The 24191-nt window shown below is 45.8% G+C and carries 27 protein-coding genes and 1 tRNA gene; 19 read left to right on the forward strand and 9 right to left on the reverse strand.

Going from position 1 to position 24191, the window contains the following annotated elements:
* Positions 1 to 178 precede the first annotated feature (178 nt).
* The gene (locus CPIN_RS15995) at positions 179 to 868 is read left to right on the forward strand and encodes a hypothetical protein (protein ID WP_148230580.1); all 690 of its coding nucleotides are present in this window, start codon (positions 179 to 181) and stop codon (positions 866 to 868) included.
* A gap of 41 nt (positions 869 to 909) precedes the next feature.
* The gene (locus CPIN_RS36710) at positions 910 to 2406 is read left to right on the forward strand and encodes a protein NO VEIN domain-containing protein (RefSeq protein WP_012790866.1); all 1497 of its coding nucleotides are present in this window, start codon (positions 910 to 912) and stop codon (positions 2404 to 2406) included.
* Between the two features lie 11 nt (positions 2407 to 2417).
* Here CPIN_RS36710 and CPIN_RS16005 read toward each other — a convergent pair whose 3' ends face one another.
* A complete protein-coding gene (locus CPIN_RS16005; protein WP_012790867.1) occupies positions 2418 to 3179 on the reverse strand; it encodes a hypothetical protein in 762 nt (253 codons plus the stop codon).
* Positions 3180 to 3215: 36 nt separating this feature from the next.
* Entirely contained in the window at positions 3216 to 4964 is a 1749-nt protein-coding gene (locus CPIN_RS16010; protein ID WP_012790868.1) for a S1 family peptidase, read from the reverse strand.
* A gap of 595 nt (positions 4965 to 5559) precedes the next feature.
* On the opposite strand from CPIN_RS16010, the gene CPIN_RS16020 reads away from it, so the two are divergent.
* From CPIN_RS16020 to CPIN_RS16080, 13 genes are all read left to right on the forward strand, one after another.
* Positions 5560 to 6096, forward strand: coding sequence for a hypothetical protein (locus tag CPIN_RS16020; RefSeq protein WP_012790869.1), 537 nt, complete (start codon positions 5560 to 5562; stop codon positions 6094 to 6096).
* Positions 6097 to 6150: 54 nt separating this feature from the next.
* Positions 6151 to 6504 (forward strand): hypothetical protein, encoded by a 354-nt coding sequence (locus tag CPIN_RS16025; protein WP_012790870.1) that lies wholly within the window; start codon positions 6151 to 6153, stop codon positions 6502 to 6504.
* Positions 6489 to 6761 carry a hypothetical protein gene (locus CPIN_RS16030; protein WP_012790871.1) on the forward strand — a complete coding sequence of 91 codons (273 nt, stop codon included), beginning with the start codon at positions 6489 to 6491 and terminating at the stop codon, positions 6759 to 6761. Before CPIN_RS16025 ends, CPIN_RS16030 begins: the two co-directional genes overlap by 16 nt.
* A 6-nt stretch (positions 6762 to 6767) precedes the next feature.
* Entirely contained in the window at positions 6768 to 7412 is a 645-nt protein-coding gene (locus CPIN_RS16035; RefSeq protein ID WP_012790872.1) for a DUF8835 domain-containing pootine, read from the forward strand.
* Positions 7372 to 7956: a hypothetical protein gene (locus tag CPIN_RS16040; RefSeq protein ID WP_187294780.1), complete on the forward strand. Its 585-nt coding sequence runs from the start codon at positions 7372 to 7374 to the stop codon at positions 7954 to 7956. Before CPIN_RS16035 ends, CPIN_RS16040 begins: the two co-directional genes overlap by 41 nt.
* A gap of 11 nt (positions 7957 to 7967) precedes the next feature.
* Entirely contained in the window at positions 7968 to 8195 is a 228-nt protein-coding gene (locus CPIN_RS16045; RefSeq protein WP_012790874.1) for a PRTRC system protein C, read from the forward strand.
* A gap of 52 nt (positions 8196 to 8247) precedes the next feature.
* Positions 8248 to 9330 (forward strand): hypothetical protein, encoded by a 1083-nt coding sequence (locus CPIN_RS16050; RefSeq protein WP_012790875.1) that lies wholly within the window; start codon positions 8248 to 8250, stop codon positions 9328 to 9330.
* A complete protein-coding gene (locus CPIN_RS16055) occupies positions 9327 to 10061 on the forward strand; it encodes a hypothetical protein (RefSeq protein WP_012790876.1) in 735 nt (244 codons plus the stop codon). The genes CPIN_RS16050 and CPIN_RS16055 overlap by 4 nt, the downstream gene beginning before the upstream one ends.
* Entirely contained in the window at positions 10058 to 10858 is an 801-nt protein-coding gene (locus tag CPIN_RS16060) for a PRTRC system ThiF family protein (protein WP_012790877.1), read from the forward strand. The genes CPIN_RS16055 and CPIN_RS16060 overlap by 4 nt, the downstream gene beginning before the upstream one ends.
* A 397-nt stretch (positions 10859 to 11255) precedes the next feature.
* Positions 11256 to 12398 carry a DNA polymerase IV gene (gene dinB, locus CPIN_RS16065; protein WP_012790878.1) on the forward strand — a complete coding sequence of 381 codons (1143 nt, stop codon included), beginning with the start codon at positions 11256 to 11258 and terminating at the stop codon, positions 12396 to 12398.
* Between the two features lie 9 nt (positions 12399 to 12407).
* A complete protein-coding gene (locus CPIN_RS16070; RefSeq protein ID WP_012790879.1) occupies positions 12408 to 15350 on the forward strand; it encodes a DNA polymerase III subunit alpha in 2943 nt (980 codons plus the stop codon).
* A 221-nt stretch (positions 15351 to 15571) separates the two neighbouring features.
* Complete coding sequence (locus CPIN_RS16075; protein WP_012790880.1) at positions 15572 to 15838, forward strand: hypothetical protein; 267 nt, start codon at positions 15572 to 15574, stop codon at positions 15836 to 15838.
* A complete protein-coding gene (locus CPIN_RS16080) occupies positions 15835 to 16140 on the forward strand; it encodes a hypothetical protein (RefSeq protein WP_012790881.1) in 306 nt (101 codons plus the stop codon). Before CPIN_RS16075 ends, CPIN_RS16080 begins: the two co-directional genes overlap by 4 nt.
* Here CPIN_RS16080 and CPIN_RS16085 read toward each other — a convergent pair.
* Together CPIN_RS16085 and CPIN_RS16090 are read right to left on the reverse strand one after the other, a co-directional pair.
* The gene (locus CPIN_RS16085; RefSeq protein WP_012790882.1) at positions 16135 to 16374 is read right to left on the reverse strand and encodes a hypothetical protein; all 240 of its coding nucleotides are present in this window, start codon (positions 16372 to 16374) and stop codon (positions 16135 to 16137) included. The two genes, CPIN_RS16080 and CPIN_RS16085, sit on opposite strands and share 6 nt — an antisense overlap.
* Before the next feature lie 2 nt (positions 16375 to 16376).
* On the reverse strand, positions 16377 to 16565 hold the full coding sequence (locus CPIN_RS16090; protein ID WP_012790883.1) for a DUF3606 domain-containing protein: 189 nt from the start codon (positions 16563 to 16565) through the stop codon (positions 16377 to 16379).
* A gap of 104 nt (positions 16566 to 16669) precedes the next feature.
* Between CPIN_RS16090 and CPIN_RS16095 the strand changes: the two genes are divergently transcribed.
* The 3 genes from CPIN_RS16095 (at position 16670) to CPIN_RS16105 (ending at position 20195) form a co-directional block, all read left to right on the forward strand.
* Positions 16670 to 16951, forward strand: a complete 282-nt coding sequence (locus CPIN_RS16095) for a hypothetical protein (protein ID WP_012790884.1) — start codon at positions 16670 to 16672, stop codon at positions 16949 to 16951.
* Positions 16952 to 16975: 24 nt separating this feature from the next.
* Entirely contained in the window at positions 16976 to 18973 is a 1998-nt protein-coding gene (gene ligD / locus CPIN_RS16100) for a DNA ligase D (protein WP_044218883.1), read from the forward strand.
* A 121-nt stretch (positions 18974 to 19094) separates the two neighbouring features.
* Entirely contained in the window at positions 19095 to 20195 is a 1101-nt protein-coding gene (locus tag CPIN_RS16105) for an AlbA family DNA-binding domain-containing protein (protein ID WP_012790886.1), read from the forward strand.
* A gap of 21 nt (positions 20196 to 20216) precedes the next feature.
* Here CPIN_RS16105 and CPIN_RS16110 read toward each other — a convergent pair whose 3' ends face one another.
* Positions 20217 to 20738 carry a hypothetical protein gene (locus CPIN_RS16110; RefSeq protein ID WP_012790887.1) on the reverse strand — a complete coding sequence of 174 codons (522 nt, stop codon included), beginning with the start codon at positions 20736 to 20738 and terminating at the stop codon, positions 20217 to 20219.
* Between the two features lie 158 nt (positions 20739 to 20896).
* Between CPIN_RS16110 and CPIN_RS16115 the strand changes: the two genes are divergently transcribed.
* Entirely contained in the window at positions 20897 to 21205 is a 309-nt protein-coding gene (locus tag CPIN_RS16115) for a hypothetical protein (RefSeq protein ID WP_012790888.1), read from the forward strand.
* A gap of 102 nt (positions 21206 to 21307) precedes the next feature.
* On the opposite strand, the gene CPIN_RS16120 is transcribed toward CPIN_RS16115, so the two are convergent.
* The 4 genes from CPIN_RS16120 to CPIN_RS16135 form a co-directional block, all read right to left on the reverse strand.
* On the reverse strand, positions 21308 to 21643 hold the full coding sequence (locus CPIN_RS16120; RefSeq protein ID WP_012790889.1) for a hypothetical protein: 336 nt from the start codon (positions 21641 to 21643) through the stop codon (positions 21308 to 21310).
* Positions 21615 to 21857, reverse strand: coding sequence for a hypothetical protein (locus CPIN_RS16125; protein ID WP_012790890.1), 243 nt, complete (start codon positions 21855 to 21857; stop codon positions 21615 to 21617). Before CPIN_RS16125 ends, CPIN_RS16120 begins: the two co-directional genes overlap by 29 nt.
* A 137-nt stretch (positions 21858 to 21994) precedes the next feature.
* Complete coding sequence (locus CPIN_RS16130) at positions 21995 to 23308, reverse strand: site-specific integrase (protein WP_012790891.1); 1314 nt, start codon at positions 23306 to 23308, stop codon at positions 21995 to 21997.
* Positions 23309 to 23626: 318 nt separating this feature from the next.
* Positions 23627 to 23700 (reverse strand) — tRNA-Pro (locus tag CPIN_RS16135).
* Positions 23701 to 24191 lie beyond the last annotated feature (491 nt).

The following is a 24191-nucleotide window of genomic DNA, read 5'->3' on the forward strand; positions in this document are numbered from 1 at the left end:
GTTTTTTGGAAAAGATCGTGTTACCAGGGGTAGGGTAAGTGCAACAATGCGGCGGCAGGGGAAATTTCCGGTTTTGGACGGCGGACTTTTGTATTGTAGTTCAATTTCTGTTAATTGCAGCGTTCCCTTATCTCGTTAATCTAAGAGAAAGCTAATGCTAAACCCAAACTTGACCAGGTTGATTGACAGTAGAAACGACAAGTTATGGAAGGAAATTACTTCCAAATATGAAGTTATTATTCATCCGTCCCCTAATTTGGAATATAGCTGTAATGCCAAAGGTGAAACGGTAACTTTCTATGTTCCGTTAAGCAATTATTGCATGGGATCATTTACTCATGAGCTACTGCATATCTACATACGTCTTAAGGGCGTATACATGGGCCCCTGTCTAAGCCGTCGTTTTAATGGAGGAGCGTTCTTGCCGAAAGTATTTACACCACAACTAGTGGAGCATGTAGGCAATTGCCTTGATCATATCAAAATGCTGCCTTTGTATTTAGATATGGGATTTCCTAGGGAAAAGTTTCTGTTAGATTATCACGAGCACAAATGCACTATTCAGGAGCTTAATGATATCAGGACGTATTATAAATACAGTGCTAATTATTACTCACAGGCTGTTGAAGTATTTATTGGTAAGTTTTTGGCAATGAGGGCAGATCCTAATAATGGATTCAACTATGAAAGCAGCCTGGCGGAACTTAAACTGATTGACGGCGAGCTGTATAGAATACTTGATGACTTAGTGATATCCTGGCAAAATTACGATCTCGATAGCGATGATATATTCTATACCTATCGGGACATTGTAGACAAGCTTTATGACGAGTTGCAACAATGGAGGGCTGATAAAGTAATCATTTAAGATCTCTCTTACCTATTTGTAAATAAATAACAGTAGTAGAAATGAATGCACGGGTACGTACTTATTTAATTGAAGCCGCGCGAGAAAGTAAAAGGGTCGTTTATTACAGTGATGTAGTAAAAGATTGCGATTTGGACATTGATATTTCCAGCGAGGCTGGTAGAAAGAAGCTGAGTGAAGTGCTGGGCGAGGTTTCTGCCTATGAGAACAGCCAGGTGCCGGCCCGTCCCTTATTAAGTTCATTAGCCATTTATAAAGATAAAGCCAGAAATGATCATGGCGACGGCTTTTATAAAGTAGCTGAGAAACTGGGTAAGGGATCATTTAAGCAGCTAAAGGATAGCCTGTACGGATTTTCGGAGGCAGAGGAATGCAAGAGATTCTGGCGGAATGATGATAACTATAGGAAATTCGCCTCCCTAACAACCGATGCTGGTATTGCTGATGGGGGTTATTTCAAGCAGGAGGAGCTTTTGTTCTTCAAACAATGGCAATATCGATCGTACGATCCCAAGGATGCCGAACATGTAGCAGCGAAAACCTATTTAATGGACACGGTTTGGGATAAGACCATCAAATTGGGAAAGGAGGTAGTGAAAAGACTAGAGGGCTTTCAGCTGGAGGGAGGAAAGTATTGGAGCCAGCGGGGATGGAAGGAACGTGAAGACGGCAGTAATGTACAGGCGGCCATTGTAAAGCCTTATACCTGGGTAAAGATCTTTAAGGATGCAGATAAAGGGAAAGATATATTTTTTACTTTCGGGCTCGATGCATCTGCCGCCAGGGAAGCATTTATATACAAGATAGATTGCCAGGAAACAAGAGATTCCAAACTGTTGCCCAGCCAGGTGGAACTTTGCAGGTCATTGATTCCCGACGAGGCCGAACGGAATACTATTTCTTTTGAGGAGCTGGTAAATACCAGCCTTGCCGACTTGATTAGTATCTGTGTTGGATTTATAGAAGCCTACACAAACCATTACGACGAAATTGTAATGGCAGCTTGGGGACATACCGTTCAGCCAAGCCTGTTTAAAAATAGGTTGGTTAAAAAGGAAAAGCCTACAGACGGTTATGATACAATGCCTGCCAGCCAACCCAGCTTTACTGGAGTAGATATTGACTATGTGGAGAAGGGAAAGGAGCAGAAAGACCTGGGTGATAGAGGGGAGGGGTTGGTATTGCAGCGGGAAGTAGCCTTTCTTAAGCGGCACAACCTGCACGACAAGGCAGCGCTGGTTGGTATTGTAAAGGATGGTGAGGGCTATGATGTATATTCATTTGACGAGCAGGGAAATGAAAAGTACATTGAAGTTAAAACCACCACCGGCAATGAATATACTCCCTTCTATCTAACACATAATGAGTTAGCGTTCATGCGGCTGCATGCAAAGCAATATGCTATTTACCGGCTTTATCAATACAATGCCGATAATAACTTTGCCGAGTTTTATGAGTTAACGGGCGATATTGAAAGCCAGGTATTGATGGCACCTACCCAGTTTAAAGTTTTAATAAAAAAAGAAGTAGCGATTTAGTATGAAGGTTTTTAGTCGTACCGGCCGGCAATGGCTTTCAGGGCTTCCACCTCACCGATGCTATTAGCCGCATTATCATTGCTCCAGTACATGAAGCGGTTTTGCGCATTAATGCCGGTAGATGGATCGAAGGACGGCTGCTCCAGCCAAAGTACACCGTTAAGAATGGCCTTGATATCGGGATAATTCTCTGAATAAAAAATTGTGTCGCTCCTGTCTATTTCGATCTTCTTGCTATACTGATATTCGATCGATCTCCCATGGAGTAATTGTGCTGCATCGGATTTGCGTACTTCGGAGCCAGGTGTATTGTAAATGCCGATGATAAAGGCGTAGCCGGTAGATTTCAATATGTTAGCGTATCTATCGGATTTACGCCAAATAACGTTATGGAATATCCGTTGAGGCTTGCTGCCTAGCAAACGAAAATGTATAATGCCGGTTTCCTCATCCAATTTTGATTGTTCTGCTACTTCTGCTGAGTCTTTAAGCCGGGCGACTTCTACGATAGTTGGCCTGCCATTGATGGTAGCCAGCCAATCCGGTGTTTTTCCGTTGATGTTCGGTTCATATTCCAGCTTCTCGGCGAACTGGTCGAGAAACAGACCAAATTCAACTTCTATCATTACGCCACGGAAACTGTCAAAGTCATATCTTCTCTCCTTCATCTTTTCGATGATGGAGGTATTATGTTTGGCTTCCAGCGTCCGGATTGCCTGGAAAAACGCCGGTTTTTCTTTTTCGTATCTTTCGAATTGATCGGTTTGTTGCATGTTGCTGATGATTTTACGTGGACCGTGTATATTTGTCTATTTTAAAAATTGCAGAATATTCGATGGAATAATGCCATGCCATTCGGTTGTATGCGATTGCCGAAAATTATCCGCACCGGTAGCTACAATGCCAATCACTTCACCCGAAGCGTTCAATGCCGGACCACCGCTGTTTCCTCCAACTAAGATATTGCTTACGAGGACATGGCTCATACCGTTAATCACTCGAAAGCCAGATACTCTACCTAAATTAAAGTATCCCGTATCACCAAAATTATAATTGGGGTAGCCTGCAACGGCAATATCGTCAAGGTGTTTTAATGCGTCTGAATTGCCGACAGTTAATCCATCTTTCAAAAAAGACAGTGATTCTTCCGGAATTTCCAAAATAGCAAGGTCCATGTGTTCATTATGCTTCAATACCTTCACCTGAATTTTTTGATTTAGATCACCACCCCTGTAGATAACCAGATCCGTAAGAATATTACCTGTAGTAGGATCTACGATACAATGATCACAGGTAACCAATCCAACTCCTTTCAAGTGAAATGCAGTGCCTTGTAACCCGCCTGAAGGCGATTCTACTACGAATACGTTTGAAAGAATAGCCTCGACATCATACGTTACGGGAGTGGAACTTTGCTTCAATAAGTGTAAGCTATTTGCAGCATGCTCTAATTTTCTACTAATTTCATTAATCCCTTCCAGCCATTCATCGGCATAGGGAGCTAATTTTCTCGAAATAAACAGACGTGATGAATCGTGGAATGCAAAAGTGCTGGGGCTATCACCTTCAAACTTCAGATGGTCGAATTTTAAAAAGTGGTATTCTTTGCGCGGACCATATTCACTTTCTTCTTTAACATACTCAGCTTTCTGTACATAATCTTTTAACTCTTCCAGTTCATCCTTTATCTCAGATATTATATCTGCCTGATCTTCTATGCTTTCCGTTCTTATTTCGGCAATTAATTTCTCAAAACCCGGTTGAAATAACGAGACGATCTTATTTCGGAGTGATGACGGTGAATAACTTCCTGAAACTGAGATTATCTGATAATCAACAAAAGCATCTTCTTTATAATAATGATCCTGTGACCGGTATTTTACAGTGATATTTTTACCAAGTTCAAATATCTCAGGCCAAAGAGATTGAGGTGTAAGGCTGTCTGTGGAATGGCCATTTTGCTGAGGGGTCTCAATTCCTTGGGCTGCAATAAGCTCCAGATAACTTTTGTATCGCAGGATAGCTTCTGCATGGTGAGCCAGCTGCGGATCATGAATATCTTCTGAACTTTTTAATACGCCTGAATTAAAATCACTTATCAGCTTTCCGTAATTAACTTCAGCCTTTAATCCCAGTTCCTGCCTAAACCTCTGTTCTTCATAGCGCCCCAGATTACCTGATAAAAACTGATCAAGTTCTTCCAAAGATAGTTTTGCATACTCTTGCACATAGGAAGGTGTGTATCTCAGGACGTCTTTTATTCTTCTCATATGATATTGCTGGACTATCGATTCAATCCACCAATCATATAGTTTTGACCGCCTTGCAGCTGTTGTTTCGCCTATTGCTTCTGGGTCGTTTATTAGCGTTGATGCCGAAAACGCGTCAGAGCCTGCTCTGATCCAATCCTTCAAAGTAGCTGTTCCACTTTTCCATTTTTCAATGAAAGCTTCTCTTTCTTCTTTAGTTAAGGCTTTGTTTCCGTAAGAATAGAAGCTTATGGCATAACGATCATTTAAGTACTCAGGATATTCCTTTGCCAGGTTTCTAAATTGCATGAATATTAAGAATAAGGATATACGCAATATAAGTCAAACCCTACAAAAAAAGAATTCTGCCTGGAAAGGCAGAATTAATAATATCGATGGTTGGCATTAATAAATGCGAACCTACCATTAACCCGCACTCCTGGATAAGAGCGCGATCGTATTCATGCTAAATAATATTGCTGTTAATGTACGCTGAAGTGCAGTGAATTTACTTAGGAGATGCAGAAAACGTATAGGAGCCAGCAGCGCCCGAAGGGGCGCTTTTTTAATGCCCTGAAATCCCCCCTTCGCAAAGATAATGGCCGGCCGACGCGTCCGGCCAGGGCGCGGGAAAAAAATCTCCACCCGCCGCCCTTGTTCTTCCTTCCCCTGTAGATCTTCCGGAACCCCGCTCCCTAATACTACCCGGCGCCAGCGCCGGGTAGTATTTTTTTCTGGCACCCAGGCCTCCCACCTCGTCCGTTGCCATTCTCTATAGCTAAGGGTGAAAGCAGGGCGGGAGCGTAGCAGAACATGCAAAACCTGCCTCCCTCCCCGCAAAAATAAACCATCACCCAAACCTGCCGCTACCGGGCGGCAGCACAATAAACAACCCGGCAACAGTATGAGATTTTCATTCGAACAACACGAAGCTGTTATTTCTTCCGATGATCCGAACGCCGTACAAAAACTACAGGAAAAGCTCACTCACCTGGAGGAGGTGCAGCAGTTTATGAAAGATGCGAACGTATGCATCCGAAAAAACAATAAAGACGGCTTTTTAGCACTCAGCCTCGCCACCGAAGACATGTGGCAGCAACTTAGTAATCCGCGCTTTGGCGCAAAGGGATTTCCACCGTATAAGCTAACTAATAACAATCAGAACATGCGGCGCATAAAGGAGCGCATTAAAGAGCTGGAGGCGGCGACCACCCGCGAGTCAAAAGAAACGGTTATGAACGGGGTGATATTCCGTGAAAACGTTGAACTCAATCGGGTGCAATTGATCTTTCCCCGCAAACCCATTGAATCTGCCCGCAAAATGTGCAGAAAGTGGGGACTGATATGGGCGCCGAGCGAGGGAGCGTGGCAACGCCAGTTGAACAGCAACGGCGTATTCTGCGCCCAACAAGTCCTTCAACTGATCGGGGAAAATTATTGATACCGCCATCGGGGCAGTTGCCGCTGCCCCTATTCTTCACATTAATCTTAACCAATGACCTATTTACCACTTAAAACAGATACCGTATACACCCTTGTGTACTACGGAGCTACAGAGCCAGAAAGATGGTGCCGCGACATTGTGCTGACAGGCGTGGAAGGCAGCTACCTTATTTATCATTTCCGGGATGAAGAAGTGGAGGGCGTAGTGCCGGACAGCCGTTACCTGCTGAGTAGCCAGCTTATTACCCGGTTGCATTATAACGGGCAGGTATTGCCCTATAACCATAGCAGCCAGCGCATACAGGTATGGAAGGATTTTCCGCAAGCCAGCGGTAATAAAGTGCTGGTGTGGGTGGACAAGCATTTAGGTAACCTTAAAAAGACATTATCATGGCATGGAGCATAAGTATAAGCATAGAAGGATGGGAGGAAATACGCGAAGCCTGCCACGAGAAAAGCAAGCGGTGGCTGCTTAATGCCATTAACGCCTACAACCGGTATCATGGCGTAACGGCACTTAACAGAAAACGGTTAAAAGACTACAGCAGGGAAACACTGGCCGATGAAGCGTTCGCCTGTATAGAAGCGACCAATACCTGCAACAACGGTGGATTTGTATACTGGATAGACCCGCAAGGGTATTACACGATCACAATAAAATAATGCTATATGAGAACTATTGAAATACAGGTTTTTCCTTTTAATGAACTGAACGAGCAAGCCCAACGCAAAGCCCTCGACAAATGCCGCGAAATAAACACCGGCTTTAACTGGTGGAACGAAGTGTATGAAGACTTCCAAAACCTGTGCGGCTATTTTGGGCTAACGATGGATATTACCCTGATCTACTTCTCCGGATTCTATTCTCAGGGTGACGGCAGCTGCTTTACCGCCGATGTGGATATGGTGCAAATGCTTTCCTGTATAGAAAATAAAGCATGGAAGGAATATGCGCCCGAAGAAGACCTTTACTTCTGCCGTACGGACTATGATAAACGCCTTGTAAAGCTGATACAGCAAGACCTGATATCGCTTGCTGTTCAAGTAGACAGCACATCGGCAGGTTATGGAGTGCAGGTTTATTTTGATGCCACCGTGAATGGACCTCGCGGAGACAGTTACCCTAACATAGAGAACGCACTGGACCAACTGGATAAAGTATGCACCTGTGTATGCCAGACATTAAATCAATGGCTGTATAAGCACCTGCAGGAGGAGTATGAAAACCGCACCAGCGATAAGGCAGTAATGGATTCGATCATAAGCAATGGATATGAGTTTTTACAGCACGGAAGCATTTCTTCATTTCAATGATCATTTTATGGGATTCTTTCAATCGATAGACGCACTTAACATAGACGGGATTGTAACGATGGTATTTACCCGCAACAAGGACAACACCTTTACGATTACCACCGCCATACAACACCCAACGCTGAAAAGCGAACACTTGACCAATGTAATACCGCTGAACATTACCGGCCCTGCCACAGAACTGGATAAAGACTACTTCACGGCTTTTGGCGAATGGATGGTGAGGCTGGATAACAGCTTGGTGAGCAACGTAAAGGAGGTAGAAGCCTCTTACAAAAAAGCACAGGAAAAATTGAAGCAGAAGACGGGAAAGCCTGCCAGCAAAGAGGAAAAGCCGGGATATGAGCTGCCGGAAAAGTTAAGGTTAGCACCCAACAGCGAATACCTGGCTGCAAAGCAGAAAGTGGAACTGCTGCTGCTGCAGAAGAAATACGGACAGGCAAAAAGCGCCATGCCGAGCAAGGAGCGATTTCCGGAACATGCGGAAGAAATTGACGCGATGATTGCGGAAATATATAAGAACAGAAGTGATCTTTTACTTTAAACCATTAGCACATGAAACTACACGTAACCACCGCCAAGCGCGTATTTATAGTTGAACAGACAGGCAAACAACCCATTCGTTTGCCTGATCCTTCCAACGGTCGCATGTCGCCCGAAGAGGTGTTAGACCACTATTCCGGTATCTACCCCATACTCAGTCTGGCGCAGCCGGAACTGGAAAGCATGGGAGCCACCGAGATCGTATACAAATGCAAAACTACCATAGGATCAAAAGGATAACCATGCAACAGAAAGCCAGACAGATTAAAACAATTAAAAAAGAAGAACCCATATGGAACTTACATCAGCGGCTTTACAAAGCCATGCAGGAGATAAGCGCCTTCGCCACCGCAGAAGAGGCAAAGGCCAACCGGTTAAAGACCGCTCCGCGCGAGATAGCAGGCATCAGTATTTAAACCAGCGCCTTGCACCCATTATTACCGACAAGCGCCTGCTAAAGGTGCGGGAACGCCTTACCACGCAGTTCTTTACCTCCCTGCGATACCTGGCTGATACATATAAGTTTCAGCCCTTGGTACCGGATGATTATCCTTTTCCAAACAATATACTGATGGCGCTGAAACAGGCGCAGGGATGGATACAGTACAATGAGCCGGAAACCACGCTGACATTAGAGGATACAGGCAGTAGCTACTGCATCCGTGCTGAGAGTACCGTGGATTGCTCCCATACCTTGTTATTCATTCCCTTTAAGCCCCTGTATGATCTGCTAAAGAAGGGAGAGCGGCAAAGCGCTGAACTGCTTATGAGCGTTTATCATTACCTGCTGAGGTATGCAGGCATACCCAGCTACCGGGAAGAGGACAGTTATGTATACGACCAATACGGGTGGCTAATGGATACGCTGCTGGATGGCGTGGAATATGAACATTACAGAATGACGCTGGAAGAACTGAAAGCAGCTTATTATTGGGGTGACGTGATAGGACGTAAGTTAAGGAATGGTATACACTGTACGCAATGGCCACAACGGTTAGCGGGTTACCATCCTACAACGGAAGCAGAACGCCTGCTACAAGCCATCGCAGAAAATGCCTATACACTGTATACGCAGTACCCGCGTGGCAGCTTTAGCGAATACCTCTCAGAAGAACCGGAGGAGGATGATGATTACGCGCCCCTTGCCACTCCGTATAACTACCTCTCCTTTGTATGGAGCTTAGAAGGGGAGCTGTATCGAATGCTGGAACAGGCCATTAATAACGACTTCTGCGAATACGGCGGATCGCTGGTGCCTTACCGGAAGCAAGTGTTTGACCAGCCGCAGGACAGTGTAAAAACAGGGCTGCCCTTTGCCCGGTTGCTGGATGATTTGATACGTCAATTGATAGACCTTGAAATTTTACCCTTATGAAACAGTCGACCACCATGAACGAAATAACAGCCTTACTACACTCCGCATACCAACCGGAGTATGCGCTGGTATTTTCCGCTAACAGCGAAACGGCTTATGCAGAGGTGTACAGTTTTGATGCGCGGGGAAAGATGATCAATCCGCACCCGTTAAGCTATAAAGACGCCGACAGGCTGAAAGCAGCGCTGTACGAGCTTTACCCGGAAAGCGACGAACAAAAGCAGGCTTTTCTACGCTGCAAGGGGCTGCTGCCGGAACAGGTGCTGCATTTTGATGCCAGTGTAGACGGGCATGTGATCTGGTACACGCCTGCGAGAAAGGTTTCCCTCTGCTTTGGTGGCCAGCTGGAGCTGCCGGATGGAGAGGCCTGTGTACCACCGCTGGTGTGGAAAGCGAGCAAAAGCAACCTGTATATATATGCCTTGCAGGATGATAAAAAGCCGGGACTGCAAACACCTTTGTGCCGCGCTCCTTTCTTTAATACCGGCTACGATGGTAAAGTATGTATGGGCAATGTGAAAACCATTTTTCACGATACCTATCTGGAAAATTTTATGAAGCTATGGGAGGCCTACTTCTTTCACAGCGAATTTACCCATTCGATACAGCAGGAATCGCCCATCACGGGCAACCTGCTACAACTGTGGACGAAGCTGGTGCAAACGGGCGAGGCTTTTCCTACAGAACTGCTAAAACCTACCGCTATTACCTTACAAAAACTGATGGCATGAAAAAGATACATTTTACCGAACAATACCTGTTGCGCCCCACCAACCCCGTAACCGTGAACCTGATCGGCTGCGGCGGCAATGGCAGCAGCATGGTACAATGGCTGACGAGGATCAACTACTGTTTGCGCGAACTGGAACATCCCGGACTGCAGGTGCGCGTATTTGACGGAGATGTTGTTACCCACAACAATAGGCTGCGGCAGGGGTTTTTAGAAGACGAAGTAGGGATGAACAAAGCAGCGGCGCTGGTAGCGCGCTACAACCGTTGCTCCGGCACCCGATGGCAGGCATATGATTGCTTTTACAGCAGGGATAGTTTTCACCAGATAGGAGCCGTGGTGAATGCTAATATTACCATTGGCTGCGTAGATAATGTACCGGCGCGGTATGAAATAATAGAACTGATTAAACGCTGCAACAGCAGGGGAGGACACCACCGCGACCAGCCCTTTTATTATATGGATTTAGGCAATACGCGCAACACCGGACAGTATATATTTTCCACGGTGAATCCGATAAAGCAGATTACCTCTCCGGACTATGAAACGGTGAACCGGCTGTCCTTTATCACCGACTTATACGGTGATCTGTTGCAAGCGGGGGCTGATAGCGAAGAACAGGGGCCTAGCTGCTCCGCACAGGAAGCGCTGCATCGGCAGGATCTGTTTGTAAACCCGATCGTAGGCGTATGCGCGGGCCGGTATTTATGGAAGCTGTTTTCCGAATACCATACCTTCAGCTACGGTGGCGTGGTTAACCTGCACACCGAACGCTTTCAGCCACTTATGATTGAATAGTTCTCCCACCTGGTACTGGCCCGCCCCGAAAACGGGGCAGGTTCTTTCTTTAGAAGTCCCCCAAAGAAAGAACCAAAGAAACGGGCGGCAGCAAAATTTCTTCGCCTTCCGTTCGCTCCCCGGCGTTGATCCGCCGCGACCTCCCTGCATGTTGTTACCGCCCTGCTGCTTTGCTGCATCTATTATAGAATGCATTTATGCAATTAAAATGTATGTTGCCTTCTAACAAGCAATGTGGATAAATGCTAATTTATTTAGCTTTTAAATGCTAAAAATATTGGTAATATTGCAGCAAGAAACTACCTGTTTAATTCCCACCCTATGGAATAGACCACTTATGTGCGCATGTAAGTATTCAACAGGCTTTTTTTAAAGAAACTGATGAAAACATAAGTATATGGAAAGAAGTGTAGCACACTTCGACCTTGATGCATTTTTCGTATCCGTCGAATGTAAGAATAACAGCGCCCTAAAGGGCAAACCGCTGATAGTAGGAGGGGGAGAACGCGGAGTAGCCGCCGCCTGCAGCTACGAAGCCCGCAAATTTGGCGTACACAGCGCCATGCCCATGAGGATGGCCAAACAGCTTTGTCCGCAAGCCATTGTAATCGGCGGCGACTACGAAGCCTACAGCAAGCACAGTCGCCTCGTAACCGAGGTGATCGCTTCCAAAGTACCGCTTTACGAAAAAGCCTCCATCGATGAATTCTACGTCGATATGACGGGCATGGACAAATTCTTCGGCAATGCCAGACTGGTGGCAGAACTAAAGCAACTGGTACTCAAAGAAACCGGACTGCCCATATCCTACGCACTGGCCGGCAACAAACTCATAAGCAAGGTAGCCACCAACGAAGTAAAGCCTAACGGCGCCATACAGGTGTATCATGGCACCGAAAAAGCCTACCTCGCGCCGCTGGCGATCGAAAAAATGCCGGGTATTGGTCCCAAACGCAGCGCCTTGCTGCGCGATCTGGAAGTGACCACCATTGCCGCCCTGGCCAACATACCCAAATACATGCTGGAAAAAATGTTCGGCAAAGAAGGGCATGATCTCTGGCGAAAAGCCAATGGCATAGACGAAACGCCGGTAATACCCTACACTGAACAAAAAAGCATTTCCACGCAGGATACGTTTACCAACGATACCATTGACATGCGCTTTCTTGAAGCACAGCTCGTGCGCATGACGGAGAAGATAGGTTTTGAATTGCGGCAGCAGAATAAGCAGGCTGGTTGCATAACGGTGAAGATACGATACTCCGATTTTAACACCGTTACGAAAAGCCATACCATCGCTTATACCTCCGCTGATGCCGTGCTGCTGAAAACAGCCAAAGAACTATTCCACAAACTCTACGACCGGCGGTTGCTGGTGCGGTTGCTAGGCATCAGCTTTACCGACCTGGTAGCGGGTAATTACCAGATCAATCTTTTCAGCGATAAAGAATCATCGATCAAGCTGTACCAAGCGATCGACAGCATCAAAAATCAATTCGGAAGTGGCGCTATTATGCGAGCCAGGGGATTAAGGAAATAGTGAACAACGATGTATTTAAACTGCAAAACATATTTCAGCTACCGGTACGGTACATTTCCGCATGAGCTGCTGGTGCTAACAGCATCTGAATTGGCCGTGAAAACGATGGCATTGACCAACATTAACAACACCTCCGACATCTGGGACTTTGTGAGTGCCTGTAAGCGGGCAGGCATTAAACCGGTAGCGGGCGTGGAGATACGCAACGAAGATACGCTGTGCTACCTGCTGCTGTCCCGCAACAATGAAGGTTTTTTCCAGATCAATCGTTTTCTCTCCACACATCTTATTGCCAAAGCGCCTTTTCCTGACCGGGTGGAGCTGGGAGCGGATGTTTTTGTGATCTATCCTTTTAACAAAGAATGGCTGCAAAGCGAACCGCTGCTGACGGTGAATGAATACATGGGGGTGCAGACAACGGAAGTAAATAAGCTGTATGGCGTGGATATGCAGCAATGGGGCAGCCGGTTGCTGATGCGTCATCCGGTAACGTTTCAGGATAAAGTGCATTACAATGTACACCGCCTGCTGCGGGCTATTGATAAGAACATCATACTCTCCAAACAAGAAGACACCCACAAGGCCGGTGAGCATGAAACCTTTATGCCTCCTGCTACACTGCTGCTGGCTTTTGAGGCGTATCCGCAGATCATCATCAATACCTTTCTGCTGATGGAGAAGTGTAGCCTGGACATGGACTATGAAGAGGATAAGAATAAAAAACACGCCTCAGCCAGCAAAGAAGACGACCGGCAGCTACTGGAAAAGCTGGCGACGGACGGGCTGCTGTACCGCTATGGAAAAACCAATACGGTGGCACGGGAGCGGGTGCTGAAAGAACTGAAGATCATTAACGACCTTAATTTCAACGCCTATTTTCTTATTACCTGGGAGATACTGCAATACGCCCGGAGCAGAGGATTCTTTCACGTAGGGCGAGGGAGCGGAGCCAACTCGATAGTAGCTTACTGTATGCAGATCACCGATGTGGACCCGATAGAGCTGGACTTATACTTCGAGCGCTTTTTAAATCCTTACCGCACCTCGCCGCCTGATTTCGACATCGACTTTAGTTGGGTGGACCGGGATGATATTATTGACTTCGTATTTAAAAAATACGGGAAAGAACATGTAGCCCTGCTGGGTATGTATACCACGTTTCAATACAAAGCCACCGTGCGGGAGCTGGGGAAGGTATACGGTCTGCCAAAAACAGAGATAGACCTGCTGGCGGAAGGGCGCTTGCAATCGGACGATAAGGTACACGCACAGATACTGCGCTACAGTGATCTGATAAAAGACTTTCCCAACCACCTGAGCATACACCCCGGCGGTATGCTGATCAGTGAAAATCCCATTCATTACTACACCGCTACCGACCTGCCACCGAAAGGGTTTTATACTACACAGATCGACATGTTTGTGGCGGAGAATATATCGCTGTTTAAGTTTGATATACTGAGCCAGCGTGGATTGGGGCATATCAAGGACACCGTAGACCTGGTGCGCAAGACCAGGGGCATAGCCATAGACATACACGACGTAGAACTGTTTAAGCAAGACAAACGCGTGGCACAGCAGATCAGGTCTGCCGATACCATTGGCTGCTTCTACATAGAATCGCCCAGTATGCGACAGTTGCTGAAAAAGCTGCGGTGCAGCGACTACCTTACGTTGGTAGCCGCCAGCTCTATTATTCGGCCCGGTGTAGGACAATCGGGTATGATGCAGGAATACATTTATCGCTACCACAACCCCGATAAATTCGAATACCTGCATCCCAAGATGAAAGAGCTGTTACAGGAAACCTACGGCGTGATGGTATACCAGGAAGACGTAATAAAAGTGGCGCACCATTTCGGGGGGCTTGACATGGCAGAATCGGACATTCTGCGTCGCGCCATGAGTGGTAAATACCGAGGCACCAAGCAAATGCAGCGGTTAGAAGAGCAGTTCTTCCTTAACTGTAAGGCAAGGGGCTACGACCCCGGTATCAGTCGGGAAGTATGGCGGCAAATATCCTCCTTTGCCGGTTACTCCTTCAGCAAAGCGCACTCCGCCAGCTTTGCGGTAGAGAGCTACCAGAGCCTGTATCTGAAAACTTACTACCCCGTGGAATTTATGGTAGCCGTGATCAATAACTTTGGTGGATTCTACAACCGGGCGCTTTACTTTCAGCAACTGATAAAGCACGGAGCCACGGTGTACAACCCCTGTATCAATAACTCCGACTACCTGACCAGCATAAAAAACGACATCGTTTATGTAGGATTTATACACATCAAAGACCTGGAACGCGCATTAATGGAGAAAATACTGGAAGAAAGGGACCGCAACGGAGCCTATCTTCACCTCCAGGACTTTATAGAACGCACGCAAGTGCCGCCGGAGCAACTGAATACGCTCATTAAAGTAAACGCCTTGCGCTTTACCGGCAAAACAAAGGGGGAACTGCTATGGGAAGCCAACACCCTGCAGAAAACGAATACCCGGCGCATACCTGCGGGCCAATCGCTTTTTCAGGAGCCGGAGATCAGCTTTCAGCTACCTGCTTTAAAGCAGAACCGGCTGAAAGACATGATGCAGGATATAGAGCTGCTGGGTTTTACACTGGAAAACATGTTCGAACTGGTGGATGCCGATCCTTACCAGCACAAGCTGGCGGCGGACATACCGGGCTGCGTACACCAAACGGTTACCTGCCTGGTATACCTGATATGCACTAAGGACACTTACACCAAGAAGAACAAAGAGGTGATGCACTTTGGTACCTGGCTGGACGTAAAAGGCGATTGGGTAGACAGCGTACACTTTCCGGAAAGCGCCCGGAGATATCCTTTTCAGAAGCGGGGGTTTTACTTTATTACCGGGAAGGTAATAGAAGAATTTGGAGTGCATACCATTGCCGTAGAACAGATGGAAAAGGCGGGGATAAAGAAGCTGAATAGTTGAGGGCGCTCCGGATATGTCAGCTATTGGCTGAAAAACATACCTGGGCGGATTGTTCTTTGGTTTTCATTTGTTGGTTGGATGGGCATTTGTGGAGGAATGAGCTTTTTCGCTTATGTTTTAAGGCCAATAGCTGACATATCCTCCGCTGGCTTTGCCGTGGATTTGCAGGAATTTATATAACCGAGGCCCGACGGGGCCTGACTTATTTGATTGAACTAACTATGACTATAAAACGATTTGTGAAGGGATTTACGGTGGGAGAGACGAAGTACGAGTTTCATTTCGACCCGATCAACATCAGAAAACTACAGCTCTTTAGAGTGAACGTGCGGTTAGATGGAAAAGACACCTTCCGTTTTCACCTGCAGGGAAGTGAAGCCGGTTTTATGATAACGGATAAGGACCGGATACCCGTAGAAATAGCGGCATTCGAATCTGAACTGTCGGACGTTATTTTACAGGAACATCAGGAGGGAGACGCACTGTGAACATATACCAGTTCAGTGCCGAATGCAGGGCAGATGTAGAAGAGCTGATACACCTGCTGCCGGGTGAGTATATACTTTCTGATTACGCTGACGAAGACCTGCCAGACATAGAAGTACTGCTAATAACCAGCTACACGCTGGAAGAGGTAAAAGCCATTATAAAGCAAGTGCCGGAAGGACATGTAATGGCAGAAACTGTTCAGCCGGCCACCACCTACGACGGCCAAAGAGCCTATTACAGGATGGATGGCGAACCGATAACCGATCTACGGCAGATTATTGAGATACTAAAATATCTATGAGCAAGTAGCTTCCAATATGCGGCCTACCTCGTTCGCACGATCGGTAGGTGTGCCATTCTCCAGCCAGCTTTCATTACCATCATCATCCACCTCCATAGTAATATTAACAGGTTCCGCACCTTTGGTGAACGGAACCTGAAAAATGGTTTTTTCCAGTGAACAAAGGATGGTTACTGTGAGCGATTGGCCCTCGTACGCAAGCGCTAATTGCTCTGGTAATTCTTCACAACTCATAATTACTTGTTATACTGTTTTGCCAGGTAAGCTTCCACCTTTTGGCGGTCGCTGCCTACGGCCTTTACTGCGTTTTTTACCTGCTCTCTTGTAAGATTGAACTTTTCCTCAAGATAAGCAAGCTCATAACCTTCCTCCGCTGAAACGCGGTTTCTATCACGCTGATCGCGTATGTTTTTATCGTCTGACATAGAATATTATTTTAACAGACAAGCCCCTAAAAGTATGCCATTCGGTTACTGATATAAGTTAGTTGAGGCATGTTTATTGGATGCTACCAACAAAGGGTCTTACTATGGAACAGATGCAGATACCTGCTGATATGCAGTGTGCGATTGACTACGGGCAGCCTGAGCTGCCCCGCGCCATACGAGAACTACACCCCGTTCTATTCAAGGAAGGCGACAGCTACTGCTGCCTGTTAGGTCCGGACCCGCAAGCCGGTATATTCGGATGCGGTGCCACCCCTGGTGAAGCACTCACCGACTGGGATGAACATTTACGTGAGCGGATGAAAACCCCCGACGCGAACGACGAAGTAGCCGCCTACGTCAAAGGCGTTCTCAAAGACGCATGATTCACTTCTTATCAACTTACTGCTATGGTGCGGAAGGTTAACAACAAAATGCCCGATTATATAGAACCCATGCTTTGTACGCCCCTGAAAACGCTTCCACCAGGGGATGAATATATTTACGAAATAAAATGGGACGGCTACCGGGCTATATCCTCCGTACGCAAGAAAAAAGCCCGCATCCACTCCCGGAAAGGACTCAACTACAGCGCCCGCTACCCGCTGGTAGCCGAAGCCCTGGCCGCTATTGGCCATGACTGCATAATAGACGGTGAAATAGTAGTGCCTGGTAAAGACGGCAAACCCAGCTTCAATGCCGTGCAACGCTACAACGGCAAGCGATCGGCCATTTACTATTACCTTTTTGACCTGCTATGGCTGGATGGGCAAGACCTTACGGGCCTGCCGCTTACCCAGCGCCAGGAGCTGCTGCGGATGCTGATAAAAGAAGGCCCGGTTTTAAAGCTAAGCACGGTTTACACTGATGGCGGGGCGCTGTTTAATCGAATGCAGGAGCAGGGTATGGAAGGCGTAGTAGGCAAGAAAGCCGACAGCGCCTACGCCTCCGGCAAAAGAGGTGACGCCTGGATAAAAGTGAAGCTCAGTAAGCGGCAGGAGTTTGTTATTGTAGGCTATACCGAAGCCGACTCACCCAGCCGGTTCCGTTCCCTCATGTTCGGCGAATACCTTCCTACTGGGGAGTTGGTATACGTACACCACTCCGGAGGGGGCTGGTCAGCCGAAGAAGGCAAGGCCCTCTTCGCGCGGTTAAAGCAACTCGAAATAACAAAGAAACCTTTCATTAACACTGCCAAAACCGAAACGCGTCAACACTTTGTAAAACCGCAACTGGTAGCTGAATTTGACCTATCCGGCTTTTACACCCCGTCTGGTACCATTCGCCATCCGGCACCCTTCAAAGGACTGCGGGAAGACAAAGACGCGAAAGAAGTTATACGTGAAGAAGAAGGCGATCCCATAATTTCGCCTGTGGAGGCGCCTGGTGCTTCGAGAGCCACCTATTTGAACACAGACAGCAACTGGAAAGCCGTAGACAAAGAACAGGAAGGCGCGGAATGGATGGACTTTACCATGCGCAAATGCACCATTCGTGTTCACGACCTCGAACGTGAACTGTGGACCGATGTACCAAAGGGCAAGCTGCTGGTATATTACAACCGCCTATCGCACCTGATACTGCCCTACATCAAAGACCGGCCCCAATCGCTCCACCTGAAGCTGACCCATGCCGGAGCACCACGCTTCTTTATTAAAGACATGGAGGGCCGTCAGCCGGAATGTGCTACCGTATTCACCGATACACGCCGTACAAAGAAAGCCGGAAAGCGCGACCAGATCGACTACCTGGTAGCCAACAACGCCGAGACGCTGCTGTTTATGGTGGATACCGGCTGTATAGATATCAACCCCTGGGCTTCCCGGATACAACAGCCGGAGTATCCGGATTACTTGTGGCTTGATCTTGATCCTACGAGTCCGGAAAAGCTGAAAGGTGATGCGCTGATAAAAGCAGAGAACCGTGGTTTTGCTGATGCGATAGAGGTGGCCCGCGCTGTAAAGGAAGTGCTGGATAAGCACCGGCTGAAGAGTTTTGTGAAAACTTCGGGTAAAACGGGGATACATATTTATATACCCTGCGAGGGGTTTGGTTTTCGTCAGGCCCGGTTACTAGCAAGCGTGCTGGCATCGGAGGTGCATGACCTGGTGCCGGAGATCAGTACGGTGAATACAAATATCAACCAGCGGGGTTCCCGCGTGTACATCGATGCGGGGCAGAATGATTACGCGGATACGCTGGCCGCGCCTTATTGCATACGGCCATATCATCAGCCGCTGGTAAGCACGCCGCTCTCGTGGCGGGAAGTGAATGCTTCGCTGGACCGATGGGCGTTTACGGTGGATACGATTGAACGTCGACTGGATAGGAAAGGGGATCTGTGGGGGGATTTGGGGGATGGGAAGGTGAAGGCGGCGAATGGGAAGGTGTTGAGGAGGATGTTTTAATATTTACCTCCGATACTCCTTCAAGTATTCGTTATATTGTGTAACAACCAATCTGGCAACGCATAATTATTTCATCACAGGGCATGTGCAGATAAACTGATGCCTTTCTCAAAAAACCACGATGTTTTCAGAACTGCTTTTTGGCAAACAACTAAACGAAGTTTCTTATGATGATGTGTTGGATTACTTTAACGCTCCCAAGGTTGAAAGTAACATCATAGAGTTTAAATCTTATTACGTAAAGGATGATAAAGCCAAGGAACCGGAGAAAGAGAAGAGAGAACGGGAGAATGGAGTATTAAAGACAATCTGCGGATTCCTCAATAGTGATGGAGGGATCATTGTTTGGGGTAGTCCTGAAGGTGTAGAAGCTATGACTGACGGGGTAAAGGAGAAGCACTTCTATGGCAATTTAACGCCTGTGCCTATCAATATCCCCAAGGACCAATTTATGGCCAGGGTTGTCAACTCTATTATTCCAGCACCCGCTGGAGTCCTGTATCATCAGATGCAATGTCCTGAAGGAGGTTTTATTTATATATTAGAGGCCAGCCGAAGTTCATTTCCTCCACACCAGTTTCAGAACATTTATTGGATGAGATTAGACGGGCATACCAGAGCAGCTCCTCACCATTACATTGAAGCGTTGATGAAGCAAATAAAAATGCCTGATTTAGGAGCATTTATTAAAACGCAAGAATTTACGACACCTGCTCGAAATCACGCAATATTGTCATTTGTACTTACTATTCATAACTTTTCAAGATACTTAACCGCCCATAATGTTTCATACTCATTAGGTTGTACTTATGGGTTATTCTTCTATGAAAAAGAAAGCGTTGATGTCAGCGCAGGAATGAAAGGAAAGGTAGATACCGAAGTGTTAGCTGCAAAAGTTCTACACTATAATATGCCTTACACAAGAAGGTTTTATATCGCCATTCCGCCATCCAGAAGTAGTAGAGATTTAAAAATAATATTATTCATTTATGCAGACAACAGTCCTTTGAAGCAAAGCAGATATGATTTTTCTATCAATACTCCTTCATCTTCTCCAACTCCATTTGTTCAATTGGTTAAATCTGAAGAAAATGTATTTTCTTTCGAACATTCTGACAAATTAGAGAAGACTGAATTTCAAAGAGCTAATGAGTTGTTGGATTCGGAATTGAAAAATGCAGCAGATGCGGTAGAGAGCACCCCTATGTTTAATAAATTATAACAAATTAGACGTTAAGCATAATTATTTTTTTGATGTCGATTGGATGTATTCCCTTACTGCCATGCGTGCGTTTCCAAGGGGATCAATAGCTTCTTCAATAGCTAAAGCAACTCTATGTAAATCGTCTGGCTTGTATAGGTATGTATTTTCTATACGAAAAAACAAACCTGGCATGTACGAGCCACTTTCGTCTTTGCCTGCTGTAAAGGGGGTGGCATGTGCAATGGCATTACGATACTTCCTGGTGATGGTATCAAAGGCAGCGATAGCCTTCTCAAGTGTATCGATAAGATGCTGCGGTGCTCCATTAGATTGAAGGTTTTTTGTGAACTTTGTAAGTGCCTGCACTTTAGCATTTCCCATTTTGGTACGTACCAATGTTAAAGCAGTTTCATCTGCTTCATAAATAATTGCGACTACTGATTCTTCCAGCGCTAAATAATTATATAAACATCTGCCAAGAGCGCTTATTATAGCTGGGTGTGAGGGGATGCGATAGTAAACTCCATCAGTAGTATTGGTGTCGTTTAAATTATTGTTCATGATAATGAAGCCTTTAAATAGCGATAAAATTTCTTGTCGATATAAATTTCAGGAGAATATGCGCAGTTTTTTTGCGCATTTGATTTATTTTTTCGAGGTGATGATCTAAGGGTATTTTACAAAAATAAATGCAGTAGCTTTAAAATAAACGAATTTATATGATTGATCATATTACATTATCCCATACACGGGAAGACGAAGCTGGCCGCCTTCAACGGCTTAATCAGGTAGTGGGCTACCTCTCTGCGGTTCTATCGCCCATAGATCTTAAAATCATTAAATCGCTCCATGATCACAAAGGAGAGTTGACTGTTACCCTCGATAAGATGCTGTTTGACTTGGCAGTAGATATTGCAGGAAATGAATATGAATCTTATCTTAAGGCTAAGATCAGGACGGCCTGGGATGTGCAGAATGAAGATGGGAGTGCGGTGGAATATGTATACGAAGGTGTTATGGCGGAATAAAGCCACCAGGTGCTGATATGATACTCGTGACATATGGTAGGATAGGAGCCTCGCAGAAGCTATTGATTAACTACTGCGAGGCTCCTGGCTGCCACCAAATATTTATAGGATACCCACGCTTTCCAGCCATTTAGTCCATATTATATCTGCTATCTGCTTCGCATCGAGCTGGGTAACGTTATTATCATATACTCCTTTTTCCTTCCAGAACAGCTCATAATCATCAAATGAAACTACAAACCCTCCGCTCATGGCCTGCCTGTCGGGGTTTATAGTGTAATTGATCTGAGGGCCGTTTCCGCCGAACATCATGCTGAAGCCATTGTTGTTCCTGTTGGAGGAAGATGCGGAAATATGCAGCTCCGCGTTCGTTTGCGTAAGGTTTCTGTTAACCAGTACAGCCTTGTGGCTAATACGAGAGAGTGACCATGTTCTCATCAGGATTAACATTATGTAGCCGAGCAAAATCGATCAACGCATTATACTTATTTGCAGCCATTTGCCAGGCACTTTTAGCATCAATAAAGTGGCGCATCACCTGTTCATCAATAAATGCAGGCTCTTCCGTTAATTGCTTTTCCGCTTTTATATAAGCATCGGTTTTATACGCAAAGTCGGTACGTAATTGTTCAAAATACTCCCTGTAGGTCATTTTGATCGTTTCCTATAAAGATAACTCATTATCCTCTTTTATGACCCCGTTTATAAGCCGGTATACCTGTATGACACGGAAAAGCCCCTTCCTGCGAAGGGGCTTAATGAAATAACGAACTTGCTATACTCTACAAGCTAATTTACGCAGCTACAAGCCTGGTACATCAGGTTTCTGATGCTTCCATCGAATACCGGTCTACGAATATGTACCGGCTTTTCCAGCCGTTCTGATAACCCCTGCATATCCTTCATAAGCTTACTATCGACAACCTGGGCATATTCCAGCGTTGAACTGATTTTAGAATGGCCCATCATTTTCATTAGCGATTCAATAGGCATATTATTCGCTAATGTGACCGTGGTTCCAAACGTATGGCGCATCTTATGAAAAGTGATTTTCTTATGAATGCGGGAAATTTGTAAAATGACTTTGATTGCCCTATTAACCTGTTGATTGGAGATATATGGGAAAATTTCTTTCCGTTTGCCGCGATCACGTGCATAACGGTACTTATTCAAAATGCTCAATGGTTTCTTCAACAGAGGCACCTTGAAGTATCCCTCAGACTTTATACGCTCATTACTTAACCAGGTAGCGCCAAACAATATGCTTATATCCTGATCGATAACATTCATAACATCGCAATAGGCCAGACCTGTGTAACAAGCGAAGATAGCCAGGTCATGTACATAAGCAACTTCTTCATCCAGGAAGACTTGCGCTTCCATTCTTGCCAGTTCCTCTTCATCCAGAAAGATCTTTTTAGGTTTTTTCTTCTTTACCTTATACGAGCCTACAGGAGGACGGTCCAGTAATTCTTCGTCCACCGCCCAATTGACCATGCGCATCGTTCTTTCAATATGTTTAGCCAACCCGTTTCCCTGACACACGAAGCCTTCTTTTATGGGATTCTTTGGAATGTACGTTTTAAAGGAGGTAAGAAACTCCTTTGTTAGTTTATCTACTCGTATATCTCCACCTGGAATCTCCTTTTTAAGAAACCCATCCAGATATGCGAATGTAGAAGTATAATTCTTCCAGGTTCCCTTCTTAAGTCGCTTGCCCTCCACTTCTTCATACTTCTGCATTAATGTGCGGAGTGTAAGACGGGGAGCCACCGATCCATTTGCTTGTTTAGAACCTTTAAGATAGGTAGCCTTTACCAGGTGAGGTGATAATAATTCGCCTGCTTCACGAAGCGTTTTATAACAGTTGGTAATGGCCGAACGTTCCAATTCAAGATCGGTATTCAACTGCGTTAGTTCTGGGATGCCTGATTTTGCCAGGCCCTTTTTGTTTTCCCAGGCGGCAATGGGTACCCAATACTTTGTGGAGAGCAAGGCAGAATCACCGTCAACCGAAATTTTTGCATAGATAGGAGCTACATTATCCTGTGCCTTATCCCTGCGGATCATAAAATGAACACCGAAGGATTGATCATCTTTCATGCAGATAAGTTTTAAGGTTTAGAAACAGGTCTGTTTGCCAGCTCAAAACCTCAATAGCTTAACTGTTGGTGAACCAATAGCTTATTGTGAAAAGGTTACCTGCAAAAAGGTAACCTTTTGAGGTAACCATGCAGGTGTTTTAACAACAAGCTTATTTAGTGATGAATGCCTACCCGGTTGTAGGGTGGCAATATTTATAGAACAATAAATAGAATAGTAAAATCCAATAGCAGCAAGGCTTTTGGAAAAGAAGTGTTAGATGATGCCGGAAAAAAACAAAGGCTGTAGAAGATCTACAGCCTGTTGAAAGATTTAACGTCGGGACGACTAGATTCGAACTAGCGACCTCTTGCACCCCATGCAAGCGCGCTACCGGGCTGCGCTACGTCCCGAAACCGGTATTGTCGGTATTAAAACGACGGGATGCAAATGTAATAATAAAATTAATCTTTCAAAATTTTTAAATACATATTTTTTCAAATTCAGGACCGCTCTAGGGAGCTGATTATCAGTCAGGAGTAAGCCTTGTCAACTACAATGTGCATCTACCGGTAAACGCCAATCCCCGATAGGGATATAGATCCTTCAAACCAGCAACTGCTATACTGCTATCGTCTGTTTCAATTCCAGGAAAATAAATACGAAATAACCAGGTCTTCTTATCCGTATTAACACGCTCTACAAACCAGTTATCTTCCCCTTTTTCAGGGTAGGAGACTGGTATCCGCTTTCCTTTTGCACACACCTGGCATTCCGCGTCATATACTATACCAGCTTGCGGGATCGGGTATCTCCCAGTAAAATAACCGGTACTCTTTTAAGACGATCTCCTGCCTCCCGGTTCCTGGCTAGCATAAACCTGGTACCATCGATTCACGCTGAA

Source organism: Chitinophaga pinensis DSM 2588 (genome assembly GCF_000024005.1).
GTDB classification, from domain to species: Bacteria; Bacteroidota; Bacteroidia; order Chitinophagales; family Chitinophagaceae; genus Chitinophaga; species Chitinophaga pinensis.

Excerpts from the sequence above, each read along its gene's own strand:
- CPIN_RS36710 (WP_012790866.1), top strand. The coding sequence starts at position 910 with ATGAATGCACGGGTACGTACTTATTTAATTGAAGCCGCGCGAGAAAGT.
- CPIN_RS16005 (WP_012790867.1), bottom strand. The coding sequence starts at position 3,179 with ATGCAACAAACCGATCAATTCGAAAGATACGAAAAAGAAAAACCGGCG.
- CPIN_RS16010 (WP_012790868.1), bottom strand. The coding sequence starts at position 4,964 with ATGCAATTTAGAAACCTGGCAAAGGAATATCCTGAGTACTTAAATGAT.
- CPIN_RS16020 (WP_012790869.1), top strand. The coding sequence starts at position 5,560 with ATGAGATTTTCATTCGAACAACACGAAGCTGTTATTTCTTCCGATGAT.
- CPIN_RS16025 (WP_012790870.1), top strand. The coding sequence starts at position 6,151 with ATGACCTATTTACCACTTAAAACAGATACCGTATACACCCTTGTGTAC.
- CPIN_RS16030 (WP_012790871.1), top strand. The coding sequence starts at position 6,489 with ATGGCATGGAGCATAAGTATAAGCATAGAAGGATGGGAGGAAATACGC.
- CPIN_RS16035 (WP_012790872.1), top strand. The coding sequence starts at position 6,768 with ATGAGAACTATTGAAATACAGGTTTTTCCTTTTAATGAACTGAACGAG.
- CPIN_RS16040 (WP_187294780.1), top strand. The coding sequence starts at position 7,372 with ATGAGTTTTTACAGCACGGAAGCATTTCTTCATTTCAATGATCATTTT.
- CPIN_RS16045 (WP_012790874.1), top strand. The coding sequence starts at position 7,968 with ATGAAACTACACGTAACCACCGCCAAGCGCGTATTTATAGTTGAACAG.
- CPIN_RS16050 (WP_012790875.1), top strand. The coding sequence starts at position 8,248 with ATGGAACTTACATCAGCGGCTTTACAAAGCCATGCAGGAGATAAGCGC.
- CPIN_RS16055 (WP_012790876.1), top strand. The coding sequence starts at position 9,327 with ATGAAACAGTCGACCACCATGAACGAAATAACAGCCTTACTACACTCC.
- CPIN_RS16060 (WP_012790877.1), top strand. The coding sequence starts at position 10,058 with ATGAAAAAGATACATTTTACCGAACAATACCTGTTGCGCCCCACCAAC.
- dinB (WP_012790878.1), top strand. The coding sequence starts at position 11,256 with ATGGAAAGAAGTGTAGCACACTTCGACCTTGATGCATTTTTCGTATCC.
- CPIN_RS16070 (WP_012790879.1), top strand. The coding sequence starts at position 12,408 with ATGTATTTAAACTGCAAAACATATTTCAGCTACCGGTACGGTACATTT.
- CPIN_RS16075 (WP_012790880.1), top strand. The coding sequence starts at position 15,572 with ATGACTATAAAACGATTTGTGAAGGGATTTACGGTGGGAGAGACGAAG.
- CPIN_RS16085 (WP_012790882.1), bottom strand. The coding sequence starts at position 16,374 with ATGAGTTGTGAAGAATTACCAGAGCAATTAGCGCTTGCGTACGAGGGC.
- CPIN_RS16090 (WP_012790883.1), bottom strand. The coding sequence starts at position 16,565 with ATGTCAGACGATAAAAACATACGCGATCAGCGTGATAGAAACCGCGTT.
- CPIN_RS16095 (WP_012790884.1), top strand. The coding sequence starts at position 16,670 with ATGGAACAGATGCAGATACCTGCTGATATGCAGTGTGCGATTGACTAC.
- ligD (WP_044218883.1), top strand. The coding sequence starts at position 16,976 with ATGGTGCGGAAGGTTAACAACAAAATGCCCGATTATATAGAACCCATG.
- CPIN_RS16105 (WP_012790886.1), top strand. The coding sequence starts at position 19,095 with ATGTTTTCAGAACTGCTTTTTGGCAAACAACTAAACGAAGTTTCTTAT.
- CPIN_RS16110 (WP_012790887.1), bottom strand. The coding sequence starts at position 20,738 with ATGAACAATAATTTAAACGACACCAATACTACTGATGGAGTTTACTAT.
- CPIN_RS16115 (WP_012790888.1), top strand. The coding sequence starts at position 20,897 with ATGATTGATCATATTACATTATCCCATACACGGGAAGACGAAGCTGGC.
- CPIN_RS16120 (WP_012790889.1), bottom strand. The coding sequence starts at position 21,643 with ATGAGAACATGGTCACTCTCTCGTATTAGCCACAAGGCTGTACTGGTT.
- CPIN_RS16125 (WP_012790890.1), bottom strand. The coding sequence starts at position 21,857 with ATGACCTACAGGGAGTATTTTGAACAATTACGTACCGACTTTGCGTAT.
- CPIN_RS16130 (WP_012790891.1), bottom strand. The coding sequence starts at position 23,308 with ATGAAAGATGATCAATCCTTCGGTGTTCATTTTATGATCCGCAGGGAT.